The organism is Terriglobia bacterium (assembly GCA_035712365.1).
GTDB lineage: Bacteria > Acidobacteriota > Terriglobia > UBA7540 > UBA7540 > SCRD01.
Window position 1 is genome coordinate 39,414 of record DASTAW010000040.1, and the last position, 16,424, is coordinate 55,837.

A 16,424-nucleotide genomic window follows, 5' to 3' on the forward strand; every position below is an offset into this window, starting at 1 on the left:
ACAGGGCCCCGACTATGGTCTATTCCCAATTTGGGAAAGGCTTCAAAGAGCATTGCTTCGCATCAACGATCAACTGCCGCACTCGGCGGCGACGCTCGTAGAGCAGGTCCTTAAGACGTGAAATCCGGTCCGGCTCGTCACCGCACCACTCACGAGGGACCCCGTGAAGGCACTCGTCGAGTTCCGCCGTCCCGATGTTTTCAATCCGAGACAAGTACGGCTCAAACGACTGGAATCCCCGGACACTCTCGTACACCAAACGCCTCGGATAAAGGCTCCGGATGGGGCTGTCCGGGAAGTTCCATTCGCCGTCGTTAAAGCAGAATCCCTGATCGATGAGCGTGGCGGAATAACGGCTTCCCTGCTCGTCCACGGCCCGATAGAAGATCACCTGGCGACCGTCGCAGTTGCACGTCCACTTGTCCAGCACGTACGCGCCCAGAAAAACAGATGCCAGGCTCGAAACCCGGCGCAGCAGCCGGTCAGGAAGAAAATCCACCACCAGTGTTTGGCTGGGAGCGCCTGGGAACCTGGAGCCAAAGTGCACTCCCGCGACGCACGGCTCTTCGCGGCCCGCCGTCTGGAACCTCAGCAGTGGAGTTCCGGAAATGAGATTCTGCGAAACCTGGACGAACGCCGTGCCAGGGACCGGCAAACCTATGAGGGCAGCCAGTCGGCCGGCTAACATCTCGTTGGCGAGAATCCTGATGTGCTGGGGATTGTTCCTGAACTTAACAACGTAGGTCTGGCCGTCATCGCAACCCATCAGGAACGGCTGCGAACCACCCCGCATCCGGCGGATGCATTCCACTGCCACGACGTTCCGGGCCTCAAAGGATTCATTGAGTCCGGATTGCAGGGACTGAGGCGAGGTAAGCGCAACTCCCTCGGAGTTGATTCCAGTACCGAAATTGCCGGGACCGTCAGGCATCCCTGGAAAGTGTCAAGCCCCCTTCTGTAGATTCACGGCACGTTTGGGAAGGCATTTTCACTTCCCGGATTCGTCCTCCCAGCACAATCCGCCGATACACGCATCGGGCAGGAAATTCGCCCCTCAAGTGCAGCGGCAAGCCAGCCCGACATACTCCCTGCCACCCGTTGCAGCCGTTTCAAACGTTGATCCAGCGCCAATACAATCAACCCCGGCGCTTCGCCTTTTTCCTGCCGGCCTGTTTTTTGGCCCCCTTGGATTTCGAAGGCCGTTTGGGCTGCGCAGATCTCTTGGTTTTTGAGACCTTCTTAGGCTTGCTGGATTTCCTGGGCTTCGCCCTCTTCTTGGGTTTTGCTTTTGGTTTTGCCTTTGGCTTTGCTTTTGGTTTTGCCTTCGGTTTTGGCGTTGGCGTCGGCTTTCTCTCCCTCACCCTGGGACGGGCAGGCTCCGGCGCCTTGGCGGGAGCAGGCGCGGCGGGGGCCGGAGCCGGTGGAGCTTCCACCCCCGCGGAACCAACCTCTACATCCTCGGATTCGTAGGTTATTTCCTCGTCGAGGTCGTCGAGGTCGCTCCCTGCACCCTCTTCCTCCGATTCTTTTTCGTAGTCCGAAGAGACTTCATCTCCGTACTCTTCCAACTCTTCGCCGGGCTCATTTGCTTCGTCGTCGAACCGCATGAAATCCTCCTCTTAGCGTCATCTCCCGTCAGAAACCACACCCAACCTGATGCGCGCAATGCACCGTAAACAAAAGTTCTCTTGGCCAAGATGTATACCACCGGACAAACGCTGTCAAGAGGGATCATCGTAATGACCGCGCCGAGATCACTCCGAAGCCCCGTAGAGGGCTAAAATCTGCCCGGGCGCGATGAGGGAGCTATCCAGGTGGTTCCATTCACGGATTTGCGCGACCGTCACATTGAAATGATCTGCTATGACGCCAAGAGTATCACCTTTACGGATTCGATAATGAAGAACAGAGGCACGGCTGTCCTGATTGTCGCCGACAGGCCGGTTTGAGGCGGCGTTCTTACTGCGGCCCCCACGGCCAACTTTGAGGGTTTGTCCCTCGACAAGGGTGGATCCTCGTAAGTTGTTCCAGCGGCGAAGGTTTTCGATGCTTACATGAAAGCGCCGGGCGATATCTCCGAGGGTGTCGCCCCTCCGAATCCGGTAGGTTTCAACGCCCTCGCGCACCTCCGCTCGGTATTCGCCCGAGGTCTCCGGGGCGGGTCCGCCATGGGCAAATACATGCAAGGTCCTACCGGCAATGATTCGCGAGCCACGCAGGTGGTTCCAGGTGCGGAGGCTTGCAACGGTGACATGAAAGCGGCGGGCAATGCCGCCAAGCGTATCGCCCTGCCGTATGCGATAGCGGTAATAGCGGCCACGGCGGTAAGCAGGCTCGCGTCCCGGAGGCAGAGGCAGGATGAGGTAGGCGCCAACTTCCGGACCATCTCCGCCATCAAGATGGTTGGCTCGCGCGAGTTCGGCCCTGGTGATGCGATATTTGCTCGCTATTGCCTCCAGCGTGTCCGCCTGCTCCACCTTCACAGCTCTCCACGCCACCCGCTTTTCGGGCGGCACGTCGGCTATTCGTTTGTCATACAACTCTTTGGTTCCGTGCGGTAGATTAATCACAAACGGGCTCTCGTCGAGGGGGGTTGCCCAGGTCAGAAGGCTCGGGTTAAGGCGTTCCAACTCTTTGGAAGGCTGATCGATCAGTTCAGCCACAAGCCGAAGGTCAGTGGGAACACTCACGGTCACCTGGTCAGGATCCATGGGCGGATCGGGCTGGACCTCAAACCCGTAAGCACGAGGGTCCTTGGCGATGAGGGCGGTTGCGATAAAGATCGGCACGTAATTCTGAGTCTCCAGGGGCAGGGCGTGCAGTTCCCGCAGTTTCCAGAAGTTGGCATACCCGGTTCGCTCGATGGCCTTCTGGATGGCGCCGGGCCCCGCGTCATAAGCCGCCATGGCCAGATACCAGTCACCGAACTCCTGATAAAGGTCCCGCAGGTGACGGGCCGCTGCGTCGGTCGATTTCAGGGGATCTTCGCGCTGGTCCTGGTACTGATTCATTTTGAGCCCATAATCCCGCGCCCGTGCCGCCATGAATTGCCACATCCCCGTGGCGCCCGCGCTGGAGACGGCGAGCGGGCTGAAACCGCTTTCCCCGGCGGCCATGTAGATCAGGTCCTGAGGCAGCCCGTATTTTCGAAGGGTCCTGCTGATCATCGGCTGATACATCCCCACTCTGGATAGGATTTTTTCGATGTAGCCCTGCCCTCCGTTCTGGAAGTAGGTGAGGAAACCGGCCACGTAATCGTTTGTGACCAGCGGAAGGTCTGATCGCACTGAAATCAGTTCACGTTCAGCACGCTGCCGGACGTTCGGATCGACCGGGAAAGTAAGCCCGGCAAAGGACTCGATCGGCGGAGGTTCATAATCATGCTGGCCCAGGGCCTCGCCGTTTGCCGAAGCTGAGGCCTCAAGCCCATAGGTCGTTTCTACCAGCTTGTCGAACTCAGACTTAAGCTGGCTGCTGTTCTGGAGGTCCATTCCGGACTCGAGCAACCGGCTCAATGCCTTGTCAAAGTCCTGCCTGGCCTCTTCGAGGTTCCCAGCGTGATATTCCTTCATGCCCTCGCTGTAGATTTCTTCCACTTCGGAAATCAGGACAGTTTGCGGATCGGGAGGCTTGGTCTTGACAATTGTCGCGACAGGAGCTTGAGGGCGGACGGGAAGAATTGCCGGGGGTGGGGCGACCGACGTTGGCGGCGAAACCGCACCCTGCTTCCTGCCGGAACTGCACGAGCCCAGAGCAATTACGACAGACAGGATGAGCAACAGGAGTTTACCGTTCTTCAAACGTTACCTGCCTTTGGCCCCTCTCATTCTGGCTTCCCTCCTGCAGTGAAACATCACAGGCAGATTTTACGTAGGCTCTCCTGCAAGGTCAACCTGAAACCGCATACGGCGGACCGCATCAGCCAGATGCGCGGCCACCGATGGTCCCGAAAATTCAGGGTTGACCCGTCCCCGTGGGGTTCGTCCAGGGGCTGGCAGGCCACAGCGGGGTTCAGCTATAATCAGAATTTCTCCGGGCGAAACGACGCCCGCTGCCTGACTTCGGCCCCCATAAGCATAGGCAACCATGCGAAACCCTCTGCGACCCCTTTTGCCGTATCTGGCCAAGTACAAGAAGGGTTATATTATCGGCTTTACTGCCCTCATCCTTACCCAGGTTGTCGGCGTCATGGTTCCCCTGGTCATCAAAGACGTCTTTGACGCTCTGACCACCGGAGTTACCTCGCGAAAGCTTGCTTTCTTCGCCATTTTGCTCCTGATCATCGCCCTGGCGAAGGCGATTTTCCAGTTCTGGATGCGCTGGATTCTGATCGGCATTTCACGCGATGTTGAATATGACCTCCGCAATGACTTGTTCCAGCATCTGATGCATCAGGACACCCGCTATTACAACGAACACCGCACCGGCGACCTGATGGCCAAGCTGACCAATGATTTGAACGCCGTCCGAAACATCGTTGGCCCTGGCATCATGTACCTGGCCAACACGGTGGTGACGGGGATTGCCACGATCGCTCTGATGGCGCATCTGGACCTGCACCTGACGCTCCTGGCGCTTGCGCCCCTACCGCTGGCCTCGATTGCAGTCAAATTCTTCGGGCAGAGAATCCATGAGCGGTTCGAAAAAATTCAGGACCTGTATTCGGAGCTCACGGAAAGGGTGCGGGAAAATCTCTCCGGGGTCCGGCTGGTCCGCGCTTTCGGTCAGGAACAGCCCGAAATGCGGCAGTTTGACGAAATGAACCAGCTATACGTGGAACGCAACAAGGGTCTGATCTGGATCTCGAGCTTCCTGTGGCCCGCCCTGGCTTTGCTGTTCGCAGCTTCCTTTCTGCTGATCATCGTTGTCGGCGGAGAGCATGTTTTATCGGGCAAGATAACCATCGGCACTTTCGCCGCGTTTAATGTCTACCTGATGTACCTGATCTGGCCCATCATTGCGCTGGGATGGGTGACGAACATCATCCAGCGGGGGCTTGCCTCCTTGGGCAGGCTGTGGACCATCTTCGCCGCCCAGCCGGCCATTGATGATCGTCTGGTTTCTCCAAATCCTGTCACGGCGCTTAAAGGTGATATCGAATTCCGGAACCTGACTTTCGCCTACAATGGATTCCCAATCCTCAGGAACGTCAATCTGCGCATCCCGGCGGGCCGGACCGTCGCAATTGTGGGAGCGACAGGCTCGGGCAAGACCACGCTGGCTGCCCTGGTTCCCCGCTTGTTTGACGCTCCTGAAGGCTCGGTGCTGGTCGATGGAATCCCGGTTCGCGAACTGCCCCTCAGCACTTTGAGATCGCACATCGGCTTCGTTCCGCAGGAAACCTTCCTGTTCAGCGATTCCATCCGGGAGAACATCCGGTTTGGAGCTCACGGTTCTTCTGACGATGATGTGAAACGCGCAGCCGAGGTCTCCAACATCCTGCCGGATATTCTCGGTTTCCCCGAGGGCTTTGATTCCATGGTAGGAGAACGCGGCCTCACGCTCTCGGGAGGCCAGAAGCAGCGGGTGGCCATCTCCCGGGCCATCATCCGCGATCCGCGCATTCTGATTCTGGATGACGCGCTCTCGAGCGTCGACACCTACACTGAGGAAAAAATATTGCGCCACCTGACCGAGGTGATGGCGGGAAGGACCACCATTCTGATATCGCACCGCGTTTCCACCATTCGCAACGCGGACGAAATTGTGGTGCTGCACGATGGCACGATCGTGGAGCGCGGCGCCCACGAAGAGTTGTTAGCGATGAACGGCCATTACACAGAGCTTTACAACAAGCAGTTGATTGAAGATGCGCTGGAGCTGGAAACCTAGAACGGCAACCCGATGGCAGACAACTTTCACGAAGAGGAAGTGCTCGGAAAAGCGTACGACGCGCGCCTGATGCGGCGCCTGCTCACCTACTTGCGTCCTTACCAGCGGGTGGTGTTTTTTGCGCTGGTCGCTATTTTCCTTTTTGGTCTGCTGCAGGCGGTGCCTCCATACCTGATGAAGGTGGAGATCGACCGCTACCTTGATCCCACCAGGCAGCAGCCGGTCCTGCCCTTCCTCGCGCGCCTTCTGAGTGCCGATCCCCGCACGGGCATCCTTCAGATCGCCTTTGTGATTTTTGTGCCCACCGTTCTGCTGACTTTCGTTCTGCAGTTCGCGCAGACTTTTGCCATGAACCTGGTCGGCCAGAAGGTCATGTACGATCTGCGCAAGCAGTTGTTTGAGCATCTGCAGCGGCTGCAGATGAGCTACTTTGACCGCAACCCGGTGGGCAGGCTTGTTACGCGCGTCACCACGGACATCGATGTCCTGAATGATTTGTTCGCCTCCGGGGTCGTGGCGGTTTTCGGCGATCTCTTCACCCTGGCGAGCATCATGGTGGTGATGCTGAAGCTTGATTGGAAACTGTCGCTGCTGACGTTTGCCGTCCTGCCGCTGATTATCGTGGTGACGGCGCTGTTCCGGAAAGCGGTGCGTGACTCATACCGCCGCATTCGCCTGGCCATCGCCCGCATCAACGCTTACCTGCAGGAACACATCACGGGAATGTCTGTTCTGCAATTATTCAACCGTGAGGACAAGAGCTTCGATGAATTCGAGAAGATAAACACCGCTCACATGGAAGCTTACAAAGACTCGATACTGGCCTACGGACTCTTCTACCCTACCGTCGAGTTCCTGGGTGTGCTGGCCATCGTCATCATTCTGTATAAAGGCGGGATCATGGTTCTTGGCGGAGCGCTGACTGTAGGGACCGCAATCGCCTTCATCCAGTATTCGCAGCGGTTCTTCCGGCCCATTCAGGACCTGAGCGACAAGTACAACATCCTGCAGGCTGCCATGGCCAGTTCCGAGCGCGTCTTCAAGCTGTTGGATACACCGGTCAGCATTTCTGGTTCCGCGCGCCCGGCCAAACTCGAATCGCCCCGGGGCCGCATTGAATTCCGCAATGTCGGGTTTGCTTATCGGGACAATCATCGCGTGCTGGAGAACGTTTCTTTTACCATCGAGCCGGGAGAAACCGTCGCCGTGGTGGGCCACACCGGGGCCGGAAAGACCACTCTCACCAACCTGCTGCTGCGCTTCTACGATGTCCAGGAGGGCGCTATTTTGTTCGATGGCGTTGACATACGCGAGATGGGTCTCCGCGAGCTACGGAGCAACTTCGCCATCGTGTTGCAGGACTCGTTTCTCTTCTCCGGCACCATTGCCAGCAACATCCGGATGGGGACTGAAGGGATATCGGACCAGCAGGTCCGCGAGGCGGCCCGGCGCGTCAACATGCTGGACTTTATTGAAAGCCTGCCCGGCGGATTTGATGAGCCGGTCAGGGAGCGTGGAGCCACGCTCTCGTCCGGGCAGAAACAACTGCTCTCATTCGCGCGGGCGCTCGCGCATGACCCCAGGATCCTGATTCTTGACGAGGCGACCTCGAGCGTGGACCCGGAGACTGAATATCTTATCCGCGAGGGCCTCCAGAGGCTGCTCGAAAATCGAACTTCACTCGTCGTTGCTCACCGCCTTTCCACCATCCAGAACGCCTCGAAGATCATCGTGATGCACAAAGGACGCGTGCGCGAGGTGGGGACGCATCAGGAATTGCTGCGCTTGCAGGGAATCTATTTCAAACTTTATCAGCTTCAATACAAGGACCAGGAGCTCCTGGCCTCCGCCGGCCCGGCCAGAGGACCATGCCCAGAGATTGCTTCCTGATCGTTGCCGGAGAACGCTCCGGCGACATGTATGGCGCAGCCCTCGCCCAGGCGCTTAAAGCCAGAATCGCCGATGCCGCGGTTTTCGGCTGCGGCGGCGAGGCCATGCGCGCCGCCGGGGTGGAGACCATCGCCGATATCCATCAGGTGGCGCTGATTGGAATCTCTGAGGTCGTATCGGGGCTTCCGAAAGCCTATCGTGCCATGCAGGACCTTGTGGCTGAAGCCGCGCGGAGAGGGCCCGCAGCCGCAATCCTGATTGATTCCCCCTCGCTGAACCTGAGTCTGGCGAAACGGCTGAAGAAACATAACATTCCCGTCATCTACTTTGTCAGCCCCCAGATATGGGCCTGGAAAAAATGGAGAATCAGAAAGATCAAGGCGAATGTGGACAGGATGCTTTGCCTGTTCGATTTCGAAACGGAGATCTACGAGAAGGCCGGAGTACCCGTGGAATGCGTCGGACATCCCCTGTTGGATATGGCCGCTGTCAGCCAGTCGCGTGCGGAGTTTTTCAGCCGCGCTAAGCTCGACCCGAATGTACCAACCGTCGCCCTGCTGCCCGGAAGCCGCAGGACGGAGGTAAGGTTCAACCTGCCGGCAATCCTGGAGGCGGCGGACAGATTGGCGCAGTCACGGCCCATTCAGTTTGTCGTGGCTTCCGCACCGACAATCGATCCCGCATGGATGGAATCTCTAATCGCCCGCGGCTACAAGGGCGCGGCGCCCCTGCGGGCGCTCGCCAATGCTACCCACGAGGCCCTGCAATATTCCGCTGCCGCCGTAGTCGCCAGTGGAACAGCAACCATCGAGGCGGCCCTGCGGGAGTGTCCCATGGTTGTGGTCTACCGCGTCTCCGCATTCACAGCGATGTGCGCCAGGATCATGATTGATGTTCCCTTCTACAGCATGGTTAATCTCCTGGCTGGCCATGCCGTGGTCCCGGAATTGATCCAGAGCGGCTTCACCGCCGCCCGCCTCACGGAGGAGATGGAGCGGTTGCTCGGCGATGCCGGGGCCCGAAACAGGATGGTGGCGGAGCTTCGAAAAGTGAGGGAGCGCCTGGGCAAGGGAGGCGCAATGGACCGGGCTGCCGACGCCGTTGTCCGCCACCTTGAGGGGGCCAAGGCATCCCTCGGTGCCGAATAAAGCATCCCTGTGATAGGGCCTATCGAGCCGGGGGCAGTCACATCTCAGATTTTTTTGGGCAACAGCACCACCGCCCTGCCGGGGGATTGTATGATCAAGTATGTGGCCCTTTTTTCACGAAAGGCTTGAATCCTGTATGAAGCATGCCTCATTGTTCCGTAGAGCAGGGAGCGCCGTGGCGCCATGCGCCGGCATCACCTGCTGCGCCAGGGCGGCCGGCCTGCTGGCGCTGCTCTTTCTTGGCGGGCTCTCAGGCGCTCGGGCTGCTGACCCTGCCCAATTCGTGGTGAAGAAATACGATATCAAGGTCCAGCTCTATCCAACCACCCACATCTTAGACGCCTCCACCCGAATTGATTTCGTGCCGCAGAACAGCATCAGTCAGCTCGGCTTTGAGCTGAACAGCGCGTTGCGTGTCCAGAAGGTTGTGGATGCAGCGGGGACGGGCGTTCAGTTCCAGCAGGAGGGCTTGGGCCTTAAAGTCACGCTTCCCGCCCCTGTCACCGCTGGGCAGCCGTCCTCTATCACAGTGAGTTACAAGGGCGGGCTCGGAACTGCGGAAGGAAGCCCTGTCGAGGGTCTGAAGCTCTCCTACGTGGGACCGGAAGGCTCCTATCTGCTCTATCCAGGGCGATGGTTCCCGGTGGTCAGGCCCGGACTGGATCGATTCACTGCCGCCCTGCACGTCACCGTGCCAACCGGTGAGACCGTCGTTGCCTCGGGAACTCCTTCGCCTGCCGTGAACGAGGCCGGCAACACCACGTACTCCTTCGAGTTTGATCAGGCCTCCTTTCCCGGCACCTTTTACGCGGGCGACTATTCGGTCCAGCACGAAAGCGCCTTTGGGGCCAACATTTACCTCTTCCTGAAGCCCGGCCATGAGAATTTTGCGGCGGATTACGGAGCGACCGCTGCAAAGATCATGAGCTTTTTCTCCGGCAAGTTCGGGTCCTTGCCGAATGGCAATCTGGCAGTGGTTGAGATTGCGGACGACACAGTGGGCGGATATTCCTCGCCCGGCATTGTTGCTCTGGCGTCGCGCGGATTCTCCTCGCCCGTGAACGAACAACTGCTGGCGCATGAAATCTCGCGGCAATGGTGGAGTTGCTACGTCAGCCCGGCGACACCCGATGATTCGTTCCTCGACGATGGCCTTTCGCTTTACTCCTCGGCTATGTACATCGAGCAGTCGCAGGGCGAGACGGCATTCGAAAACCTGATGCACACAACCGCCATCGGCGCCCTTACCCATGAAGAGTCGGCGCCCATCAGCCAGGCAGGGTCACTCCAGCCCTTTACACCCCAGTATCAATCGATCGTCGGCCAAAAGGGCGCCATGGTTTTCCACATGCTTCGCTGGGTGGTGGGCGACGACGCATTTACGAAGGGCCTGCAGCAAGTGGTCCAGCAATATGCGTGGAAATCCATCAGCACTCAGGAATTTCAAAAAGCCATCGAGCAGGCCAGCAATGACAAACTGACCTACTTCTTTGCCCAGTGGGTCAGTTCCACGGGCGTGCCGCAATTCAAGGATTCATGGGCCATCTATCGCGTCGGAGGCCACTATCAGGTGGTCGGCAAGATTCAGCAGGACCTCGACATTTTCCGGATGCCGGTGGAGGTGCGCGTAAGCTCTGAGGGCCGCAGGCCGGTCAGTGACCGCATCCAGATGGTGGGGACCACCTCCGACTTTACCGTCAACACCGTTACCCGGCCAACCCAGGTGGAGATCGATCCGGGCAGCCACATCCTCAAAATGACCGACACGATCCGTACCGAAGTGGAAATTGCCCGCGGAGACCAGCTCGTCGCCGAACAAGCCTACCTGGAAGCCGTAAAACAGTATCAGCAGGTCGTCGAGCAGAACAAGAACAATTCACTGGCCCACTTTCGCCTGGGTCAGATCTATTTCCGGCTTCACAACTACAACGCCGCCGCCGAGGAAATGCGGGGCGCCCTGGATGGGAACCTCCAACCCAAATGGGTCGAGGTTTGGGCCCATCTGACTCTGGGCAAGATTTTCGACGCCACCGGCCAGAGGGACCGTGCCCTGAATGAATATCAGCGCGCCTTGCAGACCAGGGACGATACGCAGGGCGCAATCGAACAGGCCAAGCAGTATATCCAGAAACCTTACTCCGACGAAAACCGCGCCGTCAGCTAAAATCGCCATCAGCTAACTGGCGCCCGCGTTATTCGAGGACCGATGTCTCTGATCGGCGCGAGAAATCTGCTTCGTCTTCCTTGTGATGAAAAGCCCACCGGAGGGCGTAGCGCAGGCCCTTGCGGCCTGCGGTCCCTGTGTGATCCGCGGAAAAACCCGCGCCTGCGGCATTTCGAACGGGCGATGAGGACGTCGCCGCTACAGACCGTCTCGACGGCGCTAGGGTCCCTGTGAAACGGACACCACATACTACCGATGCAAGAACAAGCAGAACCATCCGGTGGATCGCTTTCTCCCTGATCCTGCTTTCAGTTCCTTTCTCCACGCGAGCCCAGATTTCCATAGCTGGCGGAAACCTGAATGGATCCGTGGTGGACACTGCCGGCGATCCTGTTCCCGGCGCAAGCGTTGAAATTCGCAATGCAGCCACCGGCCAAGTCCGGTCCGTTACAACGGACGCGCGCGGCGACTTCCGAGCCAGCGAACTGGCGGTCGGGGTTTACAACGTGGAAGTCCGGAAGGCTGGTTTCGCTCCCTACCTCCATACTGGAGTCGGGCTAACCGTCGGGCAGTCCGTGCGCCTCCAAATTCGATTAGCTCCGGCTCGGCTGGTCCAGAAGGTGACGGTGAGTTCGGAGCCCTCCGCTCTCAATCCTGAAGCTACCTCCATGACCACCACCGTGGGCCGGGAAAGAATCGAAGAGCTCCCGGTGCAAACGCGAAACGCCCTCGATTTCGTGCTGCTCGCCGCTGGAGTCTCGGCGTCCAACCCCTCGAACACTCCGGCTTCGAAGGCCGCGCCGCTCCTGGGCAGCGGCTTCAGTTTTTCCGGGCTGAGGCCCACCAGCAATAGCCTCTCGATCGATGGCGTCGAAAACAACGACGAGTTCAGCGGCGGCAGCCGAACAGAACTATCGCCAGAGATTGTTCAGGAATTCCAGGTGGTGAATAACGGGCTTTCGGCGGAATATGGCGGGGCATCCGGCGGCTCGATTGATGTCATCACCCGCACGGGAGCCAATGCCACTCACGGCGACGCGTTTATCTTTTACCAGAACGGCGCACTCAATGCGCGGCAGCCGCTCGAATCAGAAAGCAACCGCTCGTCTCTCACGCGCTACCGCGCGGGATTTTCGCGCGGCGGGGCAATTCAAAGGAACCGCACGTTCTATTATGCGGCGTTTGAGCAGGAACACCTGCGCGCCGGCGAAAGCTCCGATATCAGCCCGGACGTCGCCTCCTCAGTCAGCTCGCTTCTGGCCAGTGGCGCCTTTCCCGGCCTTGCCACGCGCCATCTCACCGAAGGATTCTTCCCCGTTGCCTTTTCTGAAACCGAGGCGTCCGCCAAACTCGACCGTCAACTGAGCAGCCGCGAGTCGCTGGCGCTGCGCTACGCCTTCACGAACAACAAAAATGCCAGTGACGCATTCAATACCGGCGGCCTTGAGGACGCCAGCTCCGCCGGCAGCGCCTTTACGCGCGACCACAGCCTGACCGGTTCGCTCGCAACCGTGCTGAGTCCGGCAGCGGTGAACACGCTGCGGTTTCAGTTTGCACGGCGCAACGTGGCGCTGCGGACCAACGACCAGTCCGGGCCAGGAATTACGATCAATGGCCTTGCCGATTTTGGCCGCCCTTACGCCGGCAACAGCCGACGTCGCGAGGACCATTACGACGCAAGCGATGTGCTGGCCCTCGCCCGCGGAACGCATTTCTTGAAACTGGGCGGCGACGCAATGCACGTCCATCTGAATGCCAGCCAGCCGGACGGCTTTGGAGGTCTCTACATTTTTCCGAATCTCAGCACTTTTCTGAATGGCCAGCCGGACACCTTCCGGCAGGCCTTTGGGAATCCCGGCGCCGCTTTCGGGACGACAAGTTACGGCGCCTTCTTTCAGGACCATTGGTCGCTCGCTCACCGGGTCACGCTCGATCTCGGCTTGCGCTACGATTTTGACCGCCTGCCACGCGGCTTCAATCAGGACAGTAACAACGTCAGCCCACGCGTTGGCCTCGCCTACAGTCCGTCCAGCCGATGGGTTTTCCGCGCGGGATATGGAATCTTCTTCGACCGCTATCTTTTGGACAATCTCAATCGAGCTATTGAGAAGAACGGCGTTCAGGCTTTCGAGCAAGTCGTGAACGGCCCCGCGGCGGCGCAGATATTCCGTGGCACGGGCGGAGGACCGCTCGCAGCGCCACTCGATGGCGTCGCGCCCAGCATCTTCAGCGCTGATCCGAAACTTGCCACGCCGTACAGCCAGCAGGCAAGCCTGGGAGCAGAATATCTGATCTCCAGAAACTTCACCTTAAAAGCTGACGGGCTTTATGTGCGCGGACTTAAGCTGGCCCGCACCTTGAATACAAATCTCCCGCCGCCCGTCGCGCTCACTTCTCAGAACGCGGCGGCGCTGGGCGTCCTTAGTCCATCGCCGCAGCAAATTGGCCGCGAAGTCTTCGGACCCAGCCGGATTGATCCCGCATTGAACGATGTTTATCAGCTTCAGGACTCGGCCAGTTCGACCTACAAGGGTTTTTCACTTTCAGTCGAGCGGCGCCTCGAGGATTTTACGCTCGGTGCCAGCTACACAATTTCAAAGGTAATTGACAATGCGTCCAGCTTTGCCGAGCAGCCCCAAAATCCTTACGACCTTCGCGGCGAACGGGCGCGCTCGCTCGACGACCAGCGGCAGCGCTTTGTATTGAGCGGACTCTTTGACTTGCCTTTCGGCAACAATGAGGAGGGCGCGCCCACTCCGAACGCTCCGGGCGCAAAATCACCATTCTGGGGCAGCGTGCTGAGCAATATCGAGGTTGCGCCGATTTTGACGCTCGGTAGCGGCCAGCCCGCCAATCCGCTGACCGGACTCGACTCAAACGGTAATGATGCTATTCCGCTTTCGTCGCGCCCGCTCGGGATCGGCCGGAATGCGCTTCACCTGCCCGGGTTCGATAATCTGGATTTGCGTTTGCTGAAGGCGATTTACTTCCGGCGTCCGGCTGGAAGCCATCTCGATCTGGTGGTGGAATCCTTCAACTCCCTCAACCACACCAATGTTATCGGGATTAATCCGTTTTATGGCCCGGACCTGAGTCCAATGGACGGCTTCGCCACTCCGATTGAGGCCGCGACAGCAAGGAGGGTAGAGTTTTCCGTCGATTTTGAGTACTGACGCACCCCCATAATGCCAAAGCCCTCTCATCGCGGGAGAGGGTGGGCGCGCCAGCGACCGGGTGAGGGCGCTTTCGTAGCGCAGGCCCTTGCGGCCTGCGGCCCTTACCCGGTCCCCCCAAAAGTCGAGGACCTTGCAATCAAGGTCCTCGCACCTCTATCTTGGGTTTGCTGCCTGTACACGATCAGCCTTCGCTCTTCACCCCGATTCATTCTGGCGGGCGGGCTCTGGGAAGCTGCCAGCCATGTCGCATGGCGAGAATTCGGAGTCCAAAGCAGAGGACTGCGCCGGCTATTGCCGCTCCGGAAGTAGGAAGATGCAGCGTTCTTCCCAGTACCACCACAGCCGCTCCAATGAGGGCCGCGACCGCATAGAGTTCGGTTCGCAACACGGTTGGAATTTCCCTCACCAGGATGTCGCGCAACATGCCGCCGCCGATTCCTGTCAGCATGCCGAGCAGCGTCGCCGCAACGGGCCCGGCGCCAAACACCAGCGCCTTTCCCGCACCGGACACGGCAAACAGCGCCAGTCCGGCGGCGTCGAACACCAACACAGGGCTGCTCAACCGGTTGATGATTCGATACCAGTAGAACGTAATCAGTCCGGCAAGAATCGAGACAGCAACGTATCGCCAGTCGCGCACGGCCGCCGGCGGGACCGCTCCAATCAGTACATCGCGCGTGATCCCTCCCGCGTTGCCCGCCGCATACGATAAAACGAGGACCCCGAATAGATCGAGCCTGTGCTTGACCCCCATGGTTGCGCCGCTGAGCGCGAAGACGAAGGTGCCGGCAAGATCGAAGGCAACCAGCAGCGTGTTAAGCAGGATGTGTCCGTTGGGAATCATGCGGCCTCATGCCGACAGCCAGGCTTGGGCCGCGACCACCAGCGCTTCGACGCCTGACTCCAAAGTGGGATGGATCACCGGTGCGAAGCGCGGGTTGTGATTGGTCGGGACCTCGCCGATCCGGCCGTCCTTCTCGGCTTTCGCGTACACCTCGGGATCGATGCCGCCGACGAACCAGAACACGGACGGAGCACCCCATTCCGATCCGAACGTTCCGAAGTCCTCGCTCGCGGTCGTCGGGCTGGTCTCCTGCACACGGTCAGATGGAAAATACAGACGAAACGCATCGCTCACCCGCCGGGTCGCCTCCGGGTCATTCTGCACGAGTGAATATCGGTCAAGGGCCGTGATCTCCGGTTTCTTCGGAGCGCCCGAGGCGGCGGCTTCGGCATTGACGATCCGCTCGATCGCAGCGAGCACGCGTTGACGGACGCTTTCATCAAAAGTGCGCACGTTCAACTTGATGATCGCCTCCTCGGGGATCACGTTTTCCTTGGTGCCAGCCTGCAGCACACCGATGGTAACGACGGCTGCCTGGTTCGCCGCCACCTCGCGGGAAACGATGGTCTGCAGCCGCATCACCGTTGCCGCGGCCATCACCACCGGATCGATACTGGCCTCCGGCATCGAGCCGTGGGCCCCACGCCCGAATAGCCGAATCTGGAGACTGTCAGCGGCGGACGTTATCACTCCGCGACGGCCCGCCACAACACCGGCAGGCAAGCTCATCACATGCTGGCCGAGCACGACGTCGGGCTTGGGAAAGCGCCGGAAGAGACCCTCATCGATCATGGCCTGTGCGCCCGCCGCCGTCTCTTCGGCTGGTTGAAAGACGGGCATCAGCGTCCCTCTCCATGCGCCGCGAAACTTTGCCAGCAGAGTGGCCGCGCCGATCAGCCAGGCCACGTGCATGTCGTGGCCGCAAGCGTGCATCACGGGCACGGTCTTCCCACTGCTGTCCGGGGCCGTTACCTTGCAGGCGTAGGGCAGGCCGGTGCCTTCCTGGACCGGAAGCGCGTCCATGTCCGCACGCAGCATGACTCCCGGCCCTTCGCCGTTGCGCAGCAGCCCCACAACGCCAGTCTTTCCCACCCCGGTGGTCACTTCATAACCGGCAGCACGAAGACGGTCTGCCGCGATTCCCGCCGTCCGTGTCTCTTGCATCGACAGCTCGGGATGAGCATGGATGTCTTTGTAAACAGATTCCAAATCAGGAAGCAACTCGCCGAGGCTCCCGAGCACGGCTGCGGAACTCTTCAAAACTGCCTCGTTCATTCGTCCAGGTCTCTTCGCGGTATTCGGCTTATACCCTTTGGTCCGCTTGTGGTTGGCGTCGATCCAAGGTTATATCATGGCCGGCCGCATCGATT

General features: G+C 59.3%; 10 protein-coding genes. 5 read left to right on the forward strand and 5 right to left on the reverse strand.

The features are described 5' to 3' along the window. Window positions 1–19 precede the first annotated feature (19 nt). From VFQ24_12390 to VFQ24_12400, 3 genes are all read right to left on the reverse strand, one after another. A complete protein-coding gene (locus tag VFQ24_12390) occupies window positions 20–931 on the reverse strand; it encodes a HipA family kinase (protein ID HET9179148.1) in 912 nt (303 codons plus the stop codon). A gap of 205 nt (window positions 932–1,136) precedes the next feature. Then, window positions 1,137–1,607 carry a hypothetical protein gene (locus VFQ24_12395; protein ID HET9179149.1) on the reverse strand — a complete coding sequence of 157 codons (471 nt, stop codon included), beginning with the start codon at window positions 1,605–1,607 and terminating at the stop codon, window positions 1,137–1,139. Window positions 1,608–1,754: 147 nt separating this feature from the next. After that, a complete protein-coding gene (locus VFQ24_12400; protein ID HET9179150.1) occupies window positions 1,755–3,800 on the reverse strand; it encodes a LysM peptidoglycan-binding domain-containing protein in 2,046 nt (681 codons plus the stop codon). A gap of 286 nt (window positions 3,801–4,086) precedes the next feature. Between VFQ24_12400 and VFQ24_12405 the strand changes: the two genes are divergently transcribed. From VFQ24_12405 to VFQ24_12425, 5 genes are all read left to right on the forward strand, one after another. After that, entirely contained in the window at window positions 4,087–5,832 is a 1,746-nt protein-coding gene (locus VFQ24_12405) for an ABC transporter ATP-binding protein (GenBank protein HET9179151.1), read from the forward strand. Between the two features lie 12 nt (window positions 5,833–5,844). Continuing rightward, a complete protein-coding gene (locus tag VFQ24_12410) occupies window positions 5,845–7,722 on the forward strand; it encodes an ABC transporter ATP-binding protein (protein HET9179152.1) in 1,878 nt (625 codons plus the stop codon). After that, window positions 7,701–8,870, forward strand: coding sequence for a lipid-A-disaccharide synthase (gene lpxB, locus VFQ24_12415; GenBank protein ID HET9179153.1), 1,170 nt, complete (start codon window positions 7,701–7,703; stop codon window positions 8,868–8,870). The genes VFQ24_12410 and lpxB overlap by 22 nt, the downstream gene beginning before the upstream one ends. A gap of 175 nt (window positions 8,871–9,045) precedes the next feature. Then, complete coding sequence (locus tag VFQ24_12420; protein ID HET9179154.1) at window positions 9,046–11,034, forward strand: M1 family aminopeptidase; 1,989 nt, start codon at window positions 9,046–9,048, stop codon at window positions 11,032–11,034. A 368-nt stretch (window positions 11,035–11,402) separates the two neighbouring features. Next, window positions 11,403–14,207 (forward strand): TonB-dependent receptor, encoded by a 2,805-nt coding sequence (locus VFQ24_12425; protein ID HET9179155.1) that lies wholly within the window; start codon window positions 11,403–11,405, stop codon window positions 14,205–14,207. A gap of 208 nt (window positions 14,208–14,415) precedes the next feature. Here VFQ24_12425 and VFQ24_12430 read toward each other — a convergent pair whose 3' ends face one another. Continuing rightward, window positions 14,416–15,054, reverse strand: coding sequence for a trimeric intracellular cation channel family protein (locus VFQ24_12430; GenBank protein ID HET9179156.1), 639 nt, complete (start codon window positions 15,052–15,054; stop codon window positions 14,416–14,418). 6 nt (window positions 15,055–15,060) lie between these two features. Then, a complete protein-coding gene (locus tag VFQ24_12435; GenBank protein ID HET9179157.1) occupies window positions 15,061–16,329 on the reverse strand; it encodes a M20 family metallopeptidase in 1,269 nt (422 codons plus the stop codon). Between the last annotated feature and the right edge of the window lie 95 nt (window positions 16,330–16,424).